The organism is Pseudonocardia asaccharolytica DSM 44247 = NBRC 16224, assembly GCF_000423625.1.
GTDB classification, from domain to species: Bacteria; Actinomycetota; Actinomycetes; order Mycobacteriales; family Pseudonocardiaceae; genus Pseudonocardia; species Pseudonocardia asaccharolytica.
In genome coordinates, this window is record NZ_AUII01000003.1 from 261,308 (window position 1) to 274,970 (window position 13,663).

The window sequence follows — 13,663 nt, forward strand, 5'->3', positions numbered from 1 at the left end:
CCATGCTGATCCCGCGCAAGGTCAAGCACCGCAAGCAGCACCGTCCGCACCGGACGGGCATGGCGTCCGGGGGTACCCGGGTCACCTTCGGTGACTTCGGGATCCAGGCGCTCGAGCCTGCGTACGTGACCAACCGGCAGATCGAGTCGGCGCGTATCGCGATCAACCGGCACATCCGCCGTGGTGGCAAGGTGTGGATCAACGTCTTCCCGGACCGGCCGCTGACCAAGAAGCCTGCGGAGACCCGGATGGGTTCCGGCAAGGGTTCTCCGGAGAAGTGGGTGACCAACGTGAAGCCCGGCCGGGTGCTCTTCGAGATGAGCTACCCGAACGAGCAGACCGCTCGCGAGGCGCTGCGTCGCGCCATCCACAAGCTGCCGATGAAGTGCCGGATCGTGACCCGTGAGGGTGGTGACATCTGATGGCACGCACGGGGTCGGGTACCACCGCCGCCGAGCTGCGTGAGCTCTCCGACGAGGAGCTCGCGCTGCGTGTGCGGGAGGCCAAGGAGGAGCTGTTCAACCTCCGCTTCCAGATGGCGACCGGGCAGCTGGACAACAACCGGCGGCTGCGGACCGTCCGGCACGACATCGCGCGGATCTACACCGTGATGCGCGAGCGCGAGCTGGGTCTGTCCTCGGCGCCGATCGATGACGAGGGCGCGGCATGAGCGAACAGACTCAGCAGAGTGGAACGGCGACGCGCGGGGAACGGAAGGTCCGCGAGGGGCTGGTCGTGTCCGACAAGATGGACAAGACGATCGTGGTCTCCCTCGAAGACCGGGTGAAGCACCCGCTGTACGGCAAGGTCATCCGGCGGACCAGCAAGGTCAAGGCGCACGACGAGACCAACTCGGCCGGCGTCGGTGACCGCGTCCGGCTGATGGAGACCCGACCGCTGTCGGCGACCAAGCGCTGGCGGCTGGTGGAGATCCTGGAGAAGGCGAAGTGATCCAGCAGGAGTCGCGGCTGCGCGTCGCCGACAACACCGGGGCCAAGGAGATCCTGTGCATCCGGGTGCTGGGTGGTTCGGCGCGGCGCTACGCGGGGATCGGGGACACCATCGTCGCGACGGTGAAGGACGCCATCCCCGGTGCCGGGGTGAAGCGGGGTGACGTGGTCAAGGCCGTCATCGTGCGCACCGTCAAGGAGAAGCGTCGTCCGGACGGCAGCTACATCCGGTTCGACGAGAACGCCGCCGTGCTGATCAAGCCGGACGGCGAGCCGCGGGGGACCCGCATCTTCGGACCCGTCGGTCGCGAGCTGCGCGACAAGCGGTTCATGAAGATCATCTCCCTCGCTCCGGAGGTGCTGTAGTCATGAAGGTGAAGAAGGGCGACACGGTGCTCGTGATCGCCGGCAAGGACAAGGGCGCCAAGGGCAAGGTCATCCAGGCCTACCCGGCCCGCGACCGGGTCCTCGTCGAGGGCGTGAACCGCATCAAGAAGCACACGCGGATCAGCCAGAATCAGCGCGGTGCGCAATCCGGCGGCATCGTCACCCAGGAGGCGCCTATCCACGTCTCGAACGTGATGGTGATCGACTCCGACGGGAAGCCGACGCGGGTGGGCAAGAAGGTCACCGAGGACGGTACGCGGGTGCGGATCTCCAAGCGCAACGGAAAGGAGATCTGATGACCACCGTCGAAACGCCGGCGAAGGTGCCTCCGCGCCTGCGCCAGCGCTACCGGGACGAGATCCGCGGCCAGCTGCAGGAGCAGTTCGGCTACGGCAACGTCATGCAGATCCCGGGTGTGGTCAAGGTCGTCGTCAACATGGGCGTCGGCGACGCCGCCCGGGACGCGAAGCTGATCGACGGCGCGGTCCGCGACCTCGCGACCATCACCGGCCAGCGTCCGCAGATCCGCCGGGCGACCCGATCGATCGCGCAGTTCAAGCTGCGCGAGGGCATGCCGATCGGCGCCAAGGTCACCCTGCGCGGTGATCGGATGTGGGAGTTCCTCGACCGGATGCTGACGATCGCGCTGCCGCGTATCCGCGACTTCCGGGGGCTCTCGCCGAACCAGTTCGACGGCCGGGGCAACTACACGTTCGGTCTCACCGAGCAGTCGATGTTCCACGAGATCAACCCGGACACGATCGATCGGCCGCGGGGCATGGACATCACCGTCGTGACCACCGCGACCACGGACGAGGAGGGCCGGTCGCTGCTGCGCAGGCTGGGCTTCCCCTTCAAGGAGAGCTGACCAGCCGATGGCCAAGAAGGCGTTGATCATCAAGGCGGCCAAGAAGCCGAAGTTCGCCGTCCGCGGCTACACCCGCTGCCAGAAGTGCGGGCGGCCGCGCGCGGTACTGCGCAAGTTCGGGCTGTGCCGGGTCTGCCTGCGCCAGATGGCGCATGCAGGCGAGCTGCCCGGCGTGAGCAAGAGCAGTTGGTAATGCACTTCGTGCCCGTGAGTGGCGAGTAGCGCCATGGCGTCACTCGGCACTCACGGGGGTGGAGCCCAATCGCCACAGGCCCCGCGGGGAACCAGGGCGGGAAAGTGACGTCACCATGACGATGACCGATCCGATCGCAGACATGCTGACCCGTCTGCGGAATGCGAACTCGGCATACCACGACCGTGTCGTGATGCCCCACTCCAAGCTGAAGGTGGCGATCGCGGAGATCCTTCAGCGGGAGGGTTACATCGCCTCGCACCGCACCGAGGACGCCGAGGTCGGCAAGTCCCTGGTGATCGAGCTCAAGTACGGGCGCAACCGGGAGCGCAGCATCGCCGGGGTACGCCGGGTGTCCAAGCCCGGCCTGCGGGTCTACGCGAAGTCCAACAACCTGCCGCGCGTGCTCGGCGGCCTCGGCGTCGCGATCATCTCGACGTCGAAGGGGCTGCTGACGGACAAGCAGGCCAATCGGGACGGCGTGGGCGGGGAAGTCCTCGCCTACGTCTGGTGAGAGGGGAGGAGTAGCGATGTCCCGCATCGGGAAACTGCCGATCACCGTTCCGTCCGGTGTCGATGTGACCATCGAGGGCCGCACGGTCACCGTCAAGGGCCCCAAGGGCACCCTGTCGCACACCCTGATCGATCCGATCACGGTCGAGCGCGGCGAGGACGGCGTAGTACTGGTGAAGCGCCCTGACGACGAGCGCAAGACGAAGGCCTACCACGGCCTGTCCCGCACGCTCGTGAACAACCTCGTCATCGGCGTGACGGCCGGTTACGAGAAGAAGATGGAGATTCACGGCGTCGGCTACCGCGTCGCGCTGAAGGGCTCCAGTCTCGAGTTCGCGCTGGGCTACAGCCACCCGGTCGTCGTCGAGGCTCCGGAGGGCATCATCTTCGCGGTGGAGTCACCCACCCGGTTCTCCGTCTCCGGTATCGACAAGCAGGTGGTCGGCGAGACCGCCGCGAACATCCGGAAGCTGCGCAGGCCGGACCCGTACAAGGGCAAGGGTGTGCGGTACGCCGGCGAGGTGGTCCGCCGCAAGGTCGGGAAGACGGGTAAGTGATGGCCGACACGATTTCCGCAGCCGCGACCTCGTCGGCTGCCAAGAAGCGGGCTGGGTCGACGGTGTCGAGCAAGCGCCGGATCGCCAGGGCGCGCCGGCACACCCGGCTCCGCAAGAAGATCCAGGGCAGCCCGCAGCGTCCGCGTCTCGCTGTCCACCGCAGCTCGCGGCACATGTTCGTGCAGATCATCGACGATCTTGCGGGCCGCACGCTCGCCTCGGCATCGTCGATGGAGGCCGACGTCCGTGCGCTGGAGGGCGACAAGAAGGCCAAGGCGGCCAAGGTCGGCGAGCTGCTCGCCGCGCGGGCTCGCGAGGCCGGCGTGACCGCCGTCGTGTTCGACCGAGGTGGTTACAACTACCACGGTCGGATCGCGGCGCTCGCGGACGCGGCGCGCGAGAACGGGCTGGAGTTCTAGTGCAGGCGACGATTCGTGCGGCCTGCTCGAAGGGCCGAACCATCAAGACAACGGAAGGGAACGCCTGATGCCGGGACGTGCACGGCGTGACGGCGGAGGGCCCGGCGGCAGCGGCGACAGCCGTGACCGCCGGGACCGCCGGGACGGAGGCCGTGGCGGGGCGGCCCAGGACAAGACCCCGTACATCGAGCGGCTGGTCACGATCAACCGCGTGGCGAAGGTCGTCAAGGGTGGTCGGCGCTTCAGCTTCACCGCCCTGATGATCGTGGGCGACGGCGACGGCCTCGTCGGCGTCGGCTACGGCAAGGCCAAGGAGGTGCCCGCGGCGATCGCCAAGGGTGTCGAGGAGGCGAAGAAGAACTTCTTCCGCGTCCCGCGCATCGGCGGCACGATCGTGCACCGGGTCCAGGGCGAGGCGGCCGCCGGTGTGGTGCTGCTGCGCCCGGCCAGCCCGGGTACCGGTGTCATCGCCGGCGGCCCGGTCCGCGCGGTGCTGGAATGCGCCGGCATCCACGACGTGCTCTCGAAGTCGTTGGGCAGTGACAACGCGATCAACATCGTGCACGCCACGGTGGCCGCGCTCAAGCAGCTGCAGCGCCCGGAGGAGGTCGCGGCCCGCCGCAACCTGCCGCTGGAGGACGTCATGCCCGCCTACATGATGCGTGCCCGTGCCGCCGCGGCTCAGGGCTCGAGGGCGTGAGCACCATGGCTGAGACGGCTCAGAGGCTGAAGATCACCCAGGTGCGCAGCGTCATCGGCAGCAAGCAGAACCAGCGGGCGACCCTGCAGTCCCTCGGGCTTCGCAAGATTCGCCAGAGCGTGGAGCGCGAGGACACCCCGCAGATCCGCGGGATGATCAACACTGTGCGACACCTCGTGACGGTGGAGGAGGTCGAAGCCCGATGAGCGAGGCCATCAAGATCCACCACCTGCGTCCGGCGCCTGGCGCGAAGACTGCGAAGACGCGGGTCGGCCGGGGTGACGGGAGCAAGGGCAAGACCGCGGGACGCGGTACGAAGGGCACGAAGGCCCGCAAGACCGTCCCCGCCGCCTTCGAGGGTGGGCAGATGCCGCTGCACATGCGGCTGCCCAAGCTCAAGGGCTTCAAGAACCGGTTTCGGGTGGAGTACCAGGTCGTGAACGTGGGTGACCTGGCGGAGCTCTTCCCGCAGGGCGGCTCGGTGGGCCCGGACGAGCTGGCCGCGGCCGGCGCCGTCCGCGCCAACCGGCCGGTCAAGGTGCTCGGCAACGGGGACATCGACGGGATCGCGCTGACGGTGCGTGCGCACGCATTCTCCGGCAGCGCCCGCGACAAGATCACCGCCGCCGGCGGATCCGTCACCGAGCTGTAGTCCGCAGCCCGCCGCCCGTAGCCCGGACTCGTGGACATCGCCCACGAGCGGGGGTACGGGCGGCGGCGTCGTTCCGCAGCGCCGCTGTTAAAGTCGTTGCGCGCCCGGGCCGGCAGGTTGGATGCGGGCGCAGGGCGGGTGCAGGTGGGAGCGCGAGCGAGCCGCCCCCCGCCCCCGTGGGTCGGAGCGATTCGGCCGGCGGCGGCAGCGTGCCGCTGACGTACAGGAGGGGCCCGAGTGCTCAGCGCTTTCCGGTCGGCACTTGCGACGCCCGACCTCCGGAAGAAGATCCTCTTTACCCTGGGCGTCGTCGCGGTGTACCGCCTCGGCGCCAACATCCCGTCGCCGGGGGTTTCCTACCCCAACGTGCAGGAGTGCATCAAGCAGGTTGAGGGCGGGGAGAACGCCAACGTCTACTCCCTGATCAACCTGTTCTCCGGCGGGGCGCTGCTGCAATTGTCGATCCTCGCATTGGGGATCATGCCCTACATCACGGCGAGCATCATCGTCCAGTTGCTCACCGTCGTCATTCCGCGGTTCGAGCAGTTGAAGAAGGAAGGGCAGTCGGGTCAGAACAAGCTGACCCAGTACACCCGATATCTGACGATCGCGCTGGCCATCCTGCAATCCACCGGCATCGTCGCGTTGGCCGACCGTGGCCAGCTGTTCGCCAACTGCTCGCTACCCGTCATCCCCGACTCGAGCGTGTACTCGCTCTCGGTGATCGTCATCGTGATGACGGCGGGCACCGCCGTCGTGATGTGGCTCGGCGAGCAGATCACCGAGCGCGGCGTCGGCAACGGCATGTCGCTGCTGATCTTCACCTCGATCGCGCACCGCGTCCCGGCCGAGGGCAAGAACATCCTCGACAACTCCGGCGGCCTCGTGTTCGTGGGTGTCTGCGTCTTCGCTCTCGCGATCTTCGCCAGCGTGGTGTTCGTCGAGCAGGGCCAGCGGCGGATCCCGGTGCAGTACGCCAAGCGCATGGTCGGCAGGCGGATGTACGGCGGCACGTCGACCTACCTGCCGTTGAAGGTCAACCAGGCAGGGGTCATCCCGGTCATCTTCGGCAGCTCGCTGCTCTACATGCCCCAACTCCTCTCCCAGCTGGCCGGCAGCGAAAGCGGCGGGTTCCAGCAGTTCGTGCAGACCTACCTGGTCGACCAGTCCAACTGGCTGCACATCATGCTGTACGTCGGGCTGATCATCTTCTTCACGTACTTCTATGTCGGCATCACGTTCAACCCCGACGAGCGGGCCGACGAGATGAAGAAGTTCGGCGGTTTCATCCCGGGTATCCGGCCCGGCCGCCCGACCGCCGAGTACCTGCATTTCGTGCTCTCCCGCATCACCCTGCCCGGATCGCTGTATCTCGGCATCGTCGCCGTGCTGCCGAACTTCTTCCTCGGGATCACCGGAACTGGGCAGAACCAGAACTTCCCGTTCGGCGGCACCGCGGTGCTGATCATGGTGGGTGTGGGGCTGGACACAGTGAAACAGATCGAGAGTCAGCTCATGCAGCGAAACTACGAGGGATTCCTGCGTTAAGGTGCGGTGACGGATCCCCGGCTGTACGGCGCCGCGGTGGTGCTGTGCGCAGATGAGGGACTCGGACCCGCCGCCCCACCGATCGGTAACGGCGACCGGCAGCACACCAGAGACACCAGGGAGGTTGGGTTCGCGTGCGACTCGTTCTGGTTGGCCCGCCTGGCGCGGGCAAGGGCACCCAGGCGGAGCGTCTGGCCGAGCGCTTGGACATTCCGCACATTTCGACGGGGGATCTGTTCCGCGCGAACCTCCGCGACGAGACTCCGCTGGGCGTCGAGGCGAAGCGCTACATGGACGCCGGTGAGCTCGTTCCCGACACGGTGACCGTGGGCATGGTCCGCGATCGGCTGGCGCAGCCGGACGCTGCGAAGGGCTTCCTCCTCGACGGGTTTCCGCGCACCGTCACCCAGGCCGAGGCCCTCTCCGGGCTGCTGGCCGAGATCGGCGACGAGCTCGACGCGGTCGTCGAGTTCGTCGTGCCGGAGGACGAGCTGGTGCAGCGGCTGCTCGGCCGCGGTCGATCCGACGACACCGAGGATGTCATCCGGCGCCGCCAGCAGGTCTACCGCGAGGAGACCTCGCCGCTGCTGGACTTCTACCGCGACCGGCTGCTGACCGTCGACGCGGTGGGCACGGTCGACGAGATCACCAACCGGGTCTTCGAGGTCCTGCCGGACCGGCGTTGAGGACGCCGGCGGCCCGGATATGACAGGAGTACAGCCGTGAGCGGTGGCCGAGTGGGTGTCCGCCGGGCACTCGCCCGGCTCCGCGGGCGCGATATCGAGATCAAGAGCCAGGGCGAGCTCGAGGCCATGCGGGCCGCGGGTGCGCTGGTGGCGAGGACGCTCGCGGCGGTGACCGAGCGGGCTCGGCCCGGGGTCACCACCGCGGAGCTGGATGCACTGGCCGAGCAGACGATTCGCGACGCCGGCGCCGTCCCGTCCTTCCTCGGCTACCACGGCTATCCCGCATCGATCTGCGCGTCGGTGAACGAGCAGATCGTGCACGGGATCCCGTCGGCGTCGACGGTGCTCGCCGACGGCGACCTCGTCTCCGTCGACTGCGGAGCCGTGCTCGACGGCTGGCACGGCGACGCGGCGGTCACCATCCCGGTCGGGGTGGTCTCGGAGGCCGACCTTGCGCTGTCCGCGGCCTGCCGGGAGTCACTGCGCGCCGGGATCGCCGCCGTGCGGGCCGGCGGGCGGCTCTCGGACATCTCGCACGCCGTGCAGGTGGCCGTCGAGCAAGCCGCGCAGCGCAGCGGCGGCGACTACGGCATCGTCGCGGAGTACGGCGGCCACGGCATCGGCTCGTCGATGCACATGGACCCGTTCTTGCCCAACCTCGGCAGCCCGGGCCAGGGGCCCCGGCTGCGCCCGGGCATGGCGCTGGCCATCGAACCGATGCTGACCGCGGGCGACCCGGAAACGCGGGAGCTCGCGGACGGTTGGACGGTCGTGACCGTCGACGGGAGCCGTGCCGTGCACTGGGAGCACACGGTCGCCGTGACCGAGGACGGTCCGTGGCTGCTCACGGTTCCGGCCGACTAACCGGATCGATTCGGACATCTGGTCAGGAACCTCCCCACCTGGACGGCTCGGACGGTGTGATGTTGGTCGGCGCACGGCCGGAAACCGGCTGGTCTAAATTCTCGGCATGAGTGCAGAAGCCGCAGCGCGTGACCGCACCACCGTGGGTGTGCCTCGGGAGGCCGGTGCGGGCGAGCGCCGGGTGGCGCTGGTGCCCAAGGTGGTGGAGAGGCTCCGTGGGCGGGGCGTCGAGGTCGTGGTGGAGTCGGGTGCCGGGTTGGGTGCGTTGATCCCGGATGAGTTGTTCATCGCTGCGGGGGCCTCGATCGGCGATCCGTGGTCGGCGGATGTGGTGGTGAAGGTGGCGCCGCCGGCACCGGAGGAGATCGGCCGGTTGCGGACGGGTTCGACGGTGATCGGGTTCCTGGCGCCGCTGACGTCGCCGGAGACGGTGGTCGCGCTGCGGTCGGCCGGGGTGACCGGATTCGCGATGGAGTCGATCCCGCGGATCTCACGGGCGCAGTCCATGGACGCGTTGTCGTCGCAGGCGAACGTGGCGGGCTACAAGGCGGTGTTGCTGGCCGCGGAGCGGTCCACCCGGTTCTTCCCGATGCTCACGACGGCGGCGGGCACCGTGAAACCGGCGACGGCGCTGGTGCTGGGGGTCGGGGTCGCCGGCTTGCAGGCGCTGGCCACGGCGAAGCGGCTGGGGTCGCGCACCACCGGATACGACGTGCGCCCCGAGGTGGCCGATCAGGTGCGCTCGCTGGGTGCGCAGTGGCTGGATCTGGGCATCGAGGCGGTCGGTGAGGGCGGGTACGCCCGCGAGCTGACCGAGGCCGAGCGGGCCGAGCAGCAGCAGCGGTTGGAGGAGGCGATCACCGGCTTCGACGTGGTGATCACCACCGCGAACGTCCCGGGACGGCGGGCCCCGACGCTGGTGACGGCGAAGGCGGTGCAGGGGATGCGTCCCGGCAGCGTCGTGGTCGATCTGGCCGGAGAGAGCGGTGGCAACTGCGAGCTGACCGAGCCGGGCGAGACCGTCGTCAAGCATGACGTGACGATCGCGTCGCCGCTGAACCTGCCGGCATCGATGCCGGAGCACGCCTCGGAGCTGTACGCGCGCAACGTATCGGCGTTGCTGGAGTTGATGCTCGACGAGCACGGCGCGTTGGCGCCGGACTGGTCGGACGAGGTATTGGCCAGGTCGTGCATCACGCGCACGGAGGAGACGAGCTGATGGAGTCCGGGCTGTTGGCGGACATCGCGATCCTGGTACTGGCCGGGTTCGTGGGGTTCGCGGTGATCTCGAAGGTGCCGAACACCCTGCACACCCCGCTGATGTCGGGCACGAACGCGATCCACGGCATCGTGCTGCTGGGCGGGTTGATCGTGCTCGGGCGGCTGGAGGACCCCACGGTGCTCGATTCGATCATCCTGGTGGTGGCGATCGCCTTCGGCATGATCAACGTGATCGGTGGGTTCCTGGTGACCGACCGGATGCTGGGCATGTTCAAGTCCAAGCCGGTGCCGCCGAAGGCCGGCGCGGCCGCGTCCAACGGAAAGGTCGAGCGCTGAGATGGACACCTTGGTCGCGGCCCTGTACATCATCGCGTTCTCGCTGTTCATCTATGGCCTGATGGGCCTGACCGGCCCGAAGACCGCGGTGCGCGGCAACCTGATCGCGGCGGTCGGCATGACCATCGCGGTGGTCGCGACACTGCTGCGGGTGCAGCACAACTGGGTGCTGATCATCGTCGGTCTGGTCGTCGGCGCCGCGCTGGGCATCCCGGCGGCACGGCAGGTGAAGATGACCGCGATGCCGCAGATGGTGGCACTGTTCAACGGGGTCGGCGGCGGTGCGGTCGCCCTGATCGCCTGGTCGGAGTTCCGCACCTCAGACGGGTTTGCCGCGGAACCGCTGTATGTCATCGTCGCGTCGCTGCTCGCGGCGATCATCGGATCGGTGTCGTTCTGGGGCTCGCTCATCGCGTTCGGCAAGCTGCAGGAGCTGGTGCCCGGCAGGCCGATCGGCCTGGGCCGCGGGCAGCAGCTGGTGAACCTGCTGTTGCTCGCCGGGGCGATCGTGTGCGCGGTGATCGCCGGGCTGGGCGGCGCCTCGCAGTGGTGGGTCATCGCCGTGCTGCTGCTCGCGGCCGCGCTCGGGGTGATGGTGGTGCTGCCGATCGGCGGCGCGGACATGCCGGTGGTCATCTCCCTGCTCAACGCCTTGACCGGGCTGTCGGCCGCGGCGGCCGGGCTGGCGCTGGGCAACACCGCGATGATCGTCGCCGGGATGATCGTCGGGGCGTCCGGTTCGATCCTGACCAACCTGATGGCCAAGGCGATGAACCGGTCGATCCCGGCGATCGTGGCCGGTGGGTTCGGCGGCGGCGGGGCCCTCCCGGGAGGCGGCGACGGGGTCGAGCGCACCGCGCGCGCCACCAGCGCGGCCGATGCGGCGATCCAGATGGCCTACGCCGCCCAGGTCGTCGTGGTGCCCGGCTACGGGATGGCGGTGGCCCAGGCCCAGCACGCGGTCCGGGACATGGCCAAGCTGCTGGAGGCCAAGGGCGTCGAGGTCAAGTACGCGATCCATCCGGTCGCCGGCCGGATGCCCGGACACATGAACGTCCTGCTCGCCGAGGCCGACGTCCCCTACGAGCAGCTCAAGGAGATGGATGAGATCAACGACGAGTTCTCCCGCACCGACGTCACGCTGGTGATCGGGGCGAACGACGTCACCAATCCGGCGGCGCGCAACGACCCCAGCTCGCCGATCCACGGGATGCCGATCCTCAACGTGGACGAGTCCAGGTCCGTCATCGTGCTCAAGCGGTCGATGAACTCCGGCTTCGCGGGCATCGACAACCCGCTTTTCTACGCCGAACGCACCTCCATGCTGTTCGGCGATGCCAAGAAGTCGGTGGTCGAGGTGACCGAGGAACTCAAGGCGCTGTAGCGCCCGTGCGCGTGAAGCCTCGCTGGAGCGAGGTTCACGCGCACGACCCCGGTGAGCCGCCGGCCGAGCGGGCGTTGTGGCAGTCAGAGGGGGTCGTCTCGGTGCTCACGGGGGGAGACTCGACCACCTGCACCCCGGTTCAGGTCAACCGGACTCGGAGCGACCAACCGGTCCCGCCGCGCACGCGCGCGTACCCCATGTGCGTCGGTCTGTGCAACACCCGTACACTGGAGCATCGGCGCGCCTCGTGTCGCCGGTTCCGGTCGTGCCCTCCCGCACTCCTTCGGTTCCGTCGCCCCATCGCGCGTCGCGCACCGGGACCGGCCGTCCGGCGTCCGGTGCGGAACGAGACAACCGACAACTGTCACGGAACGCGGAGGACATGGCCAAGAAGGATGGGGCGATCGAGGTCGAGGGCCGGGTCGTCGAACCCCTGCCGAACGCGATGTTCCGCGTGGAGTTGGAGAACGGGCACCGGGTCCTCGCGCACATCAGCGGGAAGATGCGGCAGCACTACATTCGGATCCTCCCCGAGGACCGGGTGGTCGTGGAACTCTCTCCCTACGACCTCACCCGCGGCCGCATCGTCTACCGCTACAAGTGACCACGCAAGAGCAGGGATCAACGACGTGAAGGTCCAGCCGAGCGTCAAGAAGATCTGCGACAAATGCAAGGTGATCCGCCGGCACGGCCGGGTCATGGTGATCTGCGAGAACCTGCGCCACAAGCAGCGCCAGGGCTGAGCGGGCACCGCCGAGCACGTCGCGGTCCTCTCGACCGCACCAGCACAGCAGCAACACGAGTAACACAGCGGAACTCCGCGCACCTGCCGGGCCACGCGGGCCCGGTCCACCCCCGGAACCAGGCCGGGGCCCGGGTCCAGTCGAGCGAGTCGGACCGCGGGACGGGCGCGGAGCAGACCTGGGAGTACGACTAAGGAGAACCCGCCGCATGGCACGACTCGCCGGCGTCGACCTCCCCCGCGAGAAGCGGATGGAGATCGCGCTCACCTACATCTACGGGATCGGCCGGTCCCGCTCGAAGGAGATCCTCGAGGCCATCGGGATCAGCGCCGATCTGCGCACCCGCGACCTGAGCGACGAGGACCTCGCGAAGCTGCGCGAGTACATCGAGAACAACTACCGCGTCGAGGGCGACCTGCGCCGTGAGGTCCAGGCCGATATCCGGCGCAAGATCGAGATCGGCTGCTACCAGGGGATCCGGCACCGCCGGGGGCTTCCGGTGCGCGGCCAGCGCACGAAGACCAACGCCCGCGGCCGGAAGGGACCGAAGAAGACGGTCGCCGGCAAGAAGAAGGCAGGTAAGAAGTAATGCCGCCCCGCACGCGTGCCGCGTCCGGACCCAAGAAGGTCCGGCGCAAGGAGAAGAAGAACGTCGCGCACGGCCATGCGCACATCAAGAGCACCTTCAACAACACCATCGTGTCCATCACCGACCCGAACGGCGCCGTGATCGCCTGGGCCTCGGCCGGCCACGTCGGTTTCAAGGGCTCGCGCAAGTCGACGCCGTTCGCCGCACAGATGGCCGCCGAGAACGCTGCCCGCAAGGCCGCCGAGCACGGGATGAAGAAGGTCGACGTGTTCGTGAAGGGCCCGGGCTCGGGACGGGAGACCGCGATCCGTTCGCTGCAGGCCGCGGGCCTCGAGGTCGGCACCATCTCCGACGTCACCCCCCAGCCGCACAACGGCTGCCGTCCGCCCAAGCGGCGCCGGGTCTAAGGGGAGGGAGAACCAGACATGGCTCGTTACACCGGACCCATGACCCGCAAGTCCCGCCGGCTGAAGGTCGACCTCGTCGGCGGCGACCAGGCATTCGAACGCCGTCCCTACCCGCCCGGCCAGCACGGCCGGATCCGGATCAAGGAGACCGAGTACCTCCTGCAGCTGCAGGAGAAGCAGAAGGCGCGCTTCGGCTACGGCGTGCTGGAGAAGCAGTTCCGCCGGTACTACGAGGAGGCCAACCGGCGTCCCGGCAAGACCGGTGACAACCTGCTGCAGATCCTCGAGTCGCGGCTGGACAACGTCGTGTACCGGGCGGGCCTCGCGCGCACCCGACGGATGGCGCGCCAGCTGGTGAACCACGGCCACTTCCTCGTCAACGGCGAGAAGGTGAACATCCCCAGCTACCGCGTCTCGCGCTACGACATCATCGACGTCCGACCGAAGTCGCTGAACACGGATCCGTTCATCATCGCCAAAGAGCTGCTGGGCGACCGGCCGATTCCCGCGTGGCTGCAGGTTGTGCCGTCCAACCTGCGCGTCCTGGTCCACCAGCTGCCGGAGCGGGCCCAGATTGACACCCAGGTCACCGAGCAGCTGATCGTCGAGCTCTACTCGAAGTAGGTCCTCGTGGGCGCTGCCCCCG

24 protein-coding genes are annotated in these 13,663 nt (G+C 68.5%); all 24 read left to right on the top strand.

Annotated features, from left to right (window positions below; all coding sequences use genetic code 11):
• The first annotated feature begins 2 nt into the window (after positions 1–2).
• The 24 genes from rplP (at position 3) to rpsD (ending at position 13,641) form a co-directional block, all read left to right on the top strand.
• Positions 3–422, top strand: coding sequence for a 50S ribosomal protein L16 (gene rplP / locus G567_RS0105385; protein ID WP_028929171.1), 420 nt, complete (start codon positions 3–5; stop codon positions 420–422).
• The gene (gene rpmC, locus G567_RS0105390) at positions 422–670 is read left to right on the top strand and encodes a 50S ribosomal protein L29 (protein WP_028929172.1); all 249 of its coding nucleotides are present in this window, start codon (positions 422–424) and stop codon (positions 668–670) included. The genes rplP and rpmC overlap by 1 nt, the downstream gene beginning before the upstream one ends.
• The gene (rpsQ, locus tag G567_RS0105395; RefSeq protein WP_028929173.1) at positions 667–951 is read left to right on the top strand and encodes a 30S ribosomal protein S17; all 285 of its coding nucleotides are present in this window, start codon (positions 667–669) and stop codon (positions 949–951) included. Before rpmC ends, rpsQ begins: the two co-directional genes overlap by 4 nt.
• Positions 948–1,316, top strand: a complete 369-nt coding sequence (rplN, locus tag G567_RS0105400; protein ID WP_028929174.1) for a 50S ribosomal protein L14 — start codon at positions 948–950, stop codon at positions 1,314–1,316. The genes rpsQ and rplN overlap by 4 nt, the downstream gene beginning before the upstream one ends.
• A gap of 2 nt (positions 1,317–1,318) precedes the next feature.
• On the top strand, positions 1,319–1,633 hold the full coding sequence (gene rplX / locus G567_RS0105405; protein WP_028929175.1) for a 50S ribosomal protein L24: 315 nt from the start codon (positions 1,319–1,321) through the stop codon (positions 1,631–1,633).
• Entirely contained in the window at positions 1,633–2,205 is a 573-nt protein-coding gene (gene rplE, locus G567_RS0105410) for a 50S ribosomal protein L5 (RefSeq protein WP_028929176.1), read from the top strand. The genes rplX and rplE overlap by 1 nt, the downstream gene beginning before the upstream one ends.
• 7 nt (positions 2,206–2,212) lie before the next feature.
• On the top strand, positions 2,213–2,398 hold the full coding sequence (locus tag G567_RS0105415) for a type Z 30S ribosomal protein S14 (RefSeq protein ID WP_028929177.1): 186 nt from the start codon (positions 2,213–2,215) through the stop codon (positions 2,396–2,398).
• A 115-nt stretch (positions 2,399–2,513) separates the two neighbouring features.
• Complete coding sequence (rpsH, locus tag G567_RS0105420; protein ID WP_028929178.1) at positions 2,514–2,912, top strand: 30S ribosomal protein S8; 399 nt, start codon at positions 2,514–2,516, stop codon at positions 2,910–2,912.
• 16 nt (positions 2,913–2,928) lie between these two features.
• Complete coding sequence (gene rplF, locus G567_RS0105425; RefSeq protein WP_028929179.1) at positions 2,929–3,468, top strand: 50S ribosomal protein L6; 540 nt, start codon at positions 2,929–2,931, stop codon at positions 3,466–3,468.
• Positions 3,468–3,887: a 50S ribosomal protein L18 gene (gene rplR, locus G567_RS0105430; RefSeq protein WP_037055904.1), complete on the top strand. Its 420-nt coding sequence runs from the start codon at positions 3,468–3,470 to the stop codon at positions 3,885–3,887. The genes rplF and rplR overlap by 1 nt, the downstream gene beginning before the upstream one ends.
• A 67-nt stretch (positions 3,888–3,954) precedes the next feature.
• Entirely contained in the window at positions 3,955–4,587 is a 633-nt protein-coding gene (gene rpsE, locus G567_RS0105435; protein ID WP_028929181.1) for a 30S ribosomal protein S5, read from the top strand.
• A gap of 5 nt (positions 4,588–4,592) precedes the next feature.
• Entirely contained in the window at positions 4,593–4,793 is a 201-nt protein-coding gene (gene rpmD / locus G567_RS0105440; RefSeq protein ID WP_028929182.1) for a 50S ribosomal protein L30, read from the top strand.
• On the top strand, positions 4,790–5,239 hold the full coding sequence (gene rplO, locus G567_RS0105445; RefSeq protein ID WP_028929183.1) for a 50S ribosomal protein L15: 450 nt from the start codon (positions 4,790–4,792) through the stop codon (positions 5,237–5,239). The genes rpmD and rplO overlap by 4 nt, the downstream gene beginning before the upstream one ends.
• Before the next feature lie 237 nt (positions 5,240–5,476).
• Positions 5,477–6,787 carry a preprotein translocase subunit SecY gene (secY, locus tag G567_RS0105450; RefSeq protein ID WP_028929184.1) on the top strand — a complete coding sequence of 437 codons (1,311 nt, stop codon included), beginning with the start codon at positions 5,477–5,479 and terminating at the stop codon, positions 6,785–6,787.
• Positions 6,788–6,921: 134 nt separating this feature from the next.
• The gene (locus tag G567_RS0105455; protein WP_028929185.1) at positions 6,922–7,473 is read left to right on the top strand and encodes an adenylate kinase; all 552 of its coding nucleotides are present in this window, start codon (positions 6,922–6,924) and stop codon (positions 7,471–7,473) included.
• 36 nt (positions 7,474–7,509) lie between these two features.
• On the top strand, positions 7,510–8,337 hold the full coding sequence (gene map, locus G567_RS0105460; RefSeq protein WP_084795881.1) for a type I methionyl aminopeptidase: 828 nt from the start codon (positions 7,510–7,512) through the stop codon (positions 8,335–8,337).
• A 106-nt stretch (positions 8,338–8,443) separates the two neighbouring features.
• Entirely contained in the window at positions 8,444–9,556 is a 1,113-nt protein-coding gene (locus G567_RS0105465) for an NAD(P) transhydrogenase subunit alpha (protein WP_028929187.1), read from the top strand.
• Positions 9,556–9,894, top strand: a complete 339-nt coding sequence (locus tag G567_RS0105470) for an NAD(P) transhydrogenase subunit alpha part 2 (RefSeq protein WP_028929188.1) — start codon at positions 9,556–9,558, stop codon at positions 9,892–9,894. Before G567_RS0105465 ends, G567_RS0105470 begins: the two co-directional genes overlap by 1 nt.
• A gap of 1 nt (position 9,895) precedes the next feature.
• Positions 9,896–11,278 (top strand): NAD(P)(+) transhydrogenase (Re/Si-specific) subunit beta, encoded by a 1,383-nt coding sequence (locus G567_RS0105475; protein ID WP_028929189.1) that lies wholly within the window; start codon positions 9,896–9,898, stop codon positions 11,276–11,278.
• Positions 11,279–11,660: 382 nt separating this feature from the next.
• Positions 11,661–11,882 carry a translation initiation factor IF-1 gene (gene infA / locus G567_RS0105480; protein WP_028929190.1) on the top strand — a complete coding sequence of 74 codons (222 nt, stop codon included), beginning with the start codon at positions 11,661–11,663 and terminating at the stop codon, positions 11,880–11,882.
• Between the two features lie 25 nt (positions 11,883–11,907).
• Entirely contained in the window at positions 11,908–12,021 is a 114-nt protein-coding gene (gene rpmJ, locus G567_RS0105485) for a 50S ribosomal protein L36 (protein WP_010148647.1), read from the top strand.
• Between the two features lie 208 nt (positions 12,022–12,229).
• Positions 12,230–12,610, top strand: coding sequence for a 30S ribosomal protein S13 (gene rpsM / locus G567_RS0105490; RefSeq protein WP_028929191.1), 381 nt, complete (start codon positions 12,230–12,232; stop codon positions 12,608–12,610).
• The gene (gene rpsK / locus G567_RS0105495) at positions 12,610–13,017 is read left to right on the top strand and encodes a 30S ribosomal protein S11 (protein WP_028929192.1); all 408 of its coding nucleotides are present in this window, start codon (positions 12,610–12,612) and stop codon (positions 13,015–13,017) included. Before rpsM ends, rpsK begins: the two co-directional genes overlap by 1 nt.
• Positions 13,018–13,035: 18 nt before the next feature.
• Positions 13,036–13,641, top strand: coding sequence for a 30S ribosomal protein S4 (gene rpsD, locus G567_RS0105500; protein ID WP_028929193.1), 606 nt, complete (start codon positions 13,036–13,038; stop codon positions 13,639–13,641).
• Positions 13,642–13,663: the final 22 nt, after the last annotated feature.

Excerpts from the sequence above, each read along its gene's own strand:
- rpsQ (WP_028929173.1), top strand. The coding sequence starts at position 667 with ATGAGCGAACAGACTCAGCAGAGTGGAACGGCGACGCGCGGGGAACGG.
- rplE (WP_028929176.1), top strand. The coding sequence starts at position 1,633 with ATGACCACCGTCGAAACGCCGGCGAAGGTGCCTCCGCGCCTGCGCCAG.
- G567_RS0105475 (WP_028929189.1), top strand. The coding sequence starts at position 9,896 with ATGGACACCTTGGTCGCGGCCCTGTACATCATCGCGTTCTCGCTGTTC.
- rpsH (WP_028929178.1), top strand. The coding sequence starts at position 2,514 with ATGACGATGACCGATCCGATCGCAGACATGCTGACCCGTCTGCGGAAT.
- G567_RS0105465 (WP_028929187.1), top strand. The coding sequence starts at position 8,444 with ATGAGTGCAGAAGCCGCAGCGCGTGACCGCACCACCGTGGGTGTGCCT.
- rpsM (WP_028929191.1), top strand. The coding sequence starts at position 12,230 with ATGGCACGACTCGCCGGCGTCGACCTCCCCCGCGAGAAGCGGATGGAG.
- rpsD (WP_028929193.1), top strand. The coding sequence starts at position 13,036 with ATGGCTCGTTACACCGGACCCATGACCCGCAAGTCCCGCCGGCTGAAG.
- rplP (WP_028929171.1), top strand. The coding sequence starts at position 3 with ATGCTGATCCCGCGCAAGGTCAAGCACCGCAAGCAGCACCGTCCGCAC.
- rpmD (WP_028929182.1), top strand. The coding sequence starts at position 4,593 with ATGGCTGAGACGGCTCAGAGGCTGAAGATCACCCAGGTGCGCAGCGTC.
- rplO (WP_028929183.1), top strand. The coding sequence starts at position 4,790 with ATGAGCGAGGCCATCAAGATCCACCACCTGCGTCCGGCGCCTGGCGCG.
- rplX (WP_028929175.1), top strand. The coding sequence starts at position 1,319 with ATGAAGGTGAAGAAGGGCGACACGGTGCTCGTGATCGCCGGCAAGGAC.
- G567_RS0105470 (WP_028929188.1), top strand. The coding sequence starts at position 9,556 with ATGGAGTCCGGGCTGTTGGCGGACATCGCGATCCTGGTACTGGCCGGG.
- G567_RS0105415 (WP_028929177.1), top strand. The coding sequence starts at position 2,213 with ATGGCCAAGAAGGCGTTGATCATCAAGGCGGCCAAGAAGCCGAAGTTC.
- infA (WP_028929190.1), top strand. The coding sequence starts at position 11,661 with ATGGCCAAGAAGGATGGGGCGATCGAGGTCGAGGGCCGGGTCGTCGAA.
- rpsE (WP_028929181.1), top strand. The coding sequence starts at position 3,955 with ATGCCGGGACGTGCACGGCGTGACGGCGGAGGGCCCGGCGGCAGCGGC.
- rplR (WP_037055904.1), top strand. The coding sequence starts at position 3,468 with ATGGCCGACACGATTTCCGCAGCCGCGACCTCGTCGGCTGCCAAGAAG.
- rplF (WP_028929179.1), top strand. The coding sequence starts at position 2,929 with ATGTCCCGCATCGGGAAACTGCCGATCACCGTTCCGTCCGGTGTCGAT.
- rpmC (WP_028929172.1), top strand. The coding sequence starts at position 422 with ATGGCACGCACGGGGTCGGGTACCACCGCCGCCGAGCTGCGTGAGCTC.
- rpsK (WP_028929192.1), top strand. The coding sequence starts at position 12,610 with ATGCCGCCCCGCACGCGTGCCGCGTCCGGACCCAAGAAGGTCCGGCGC.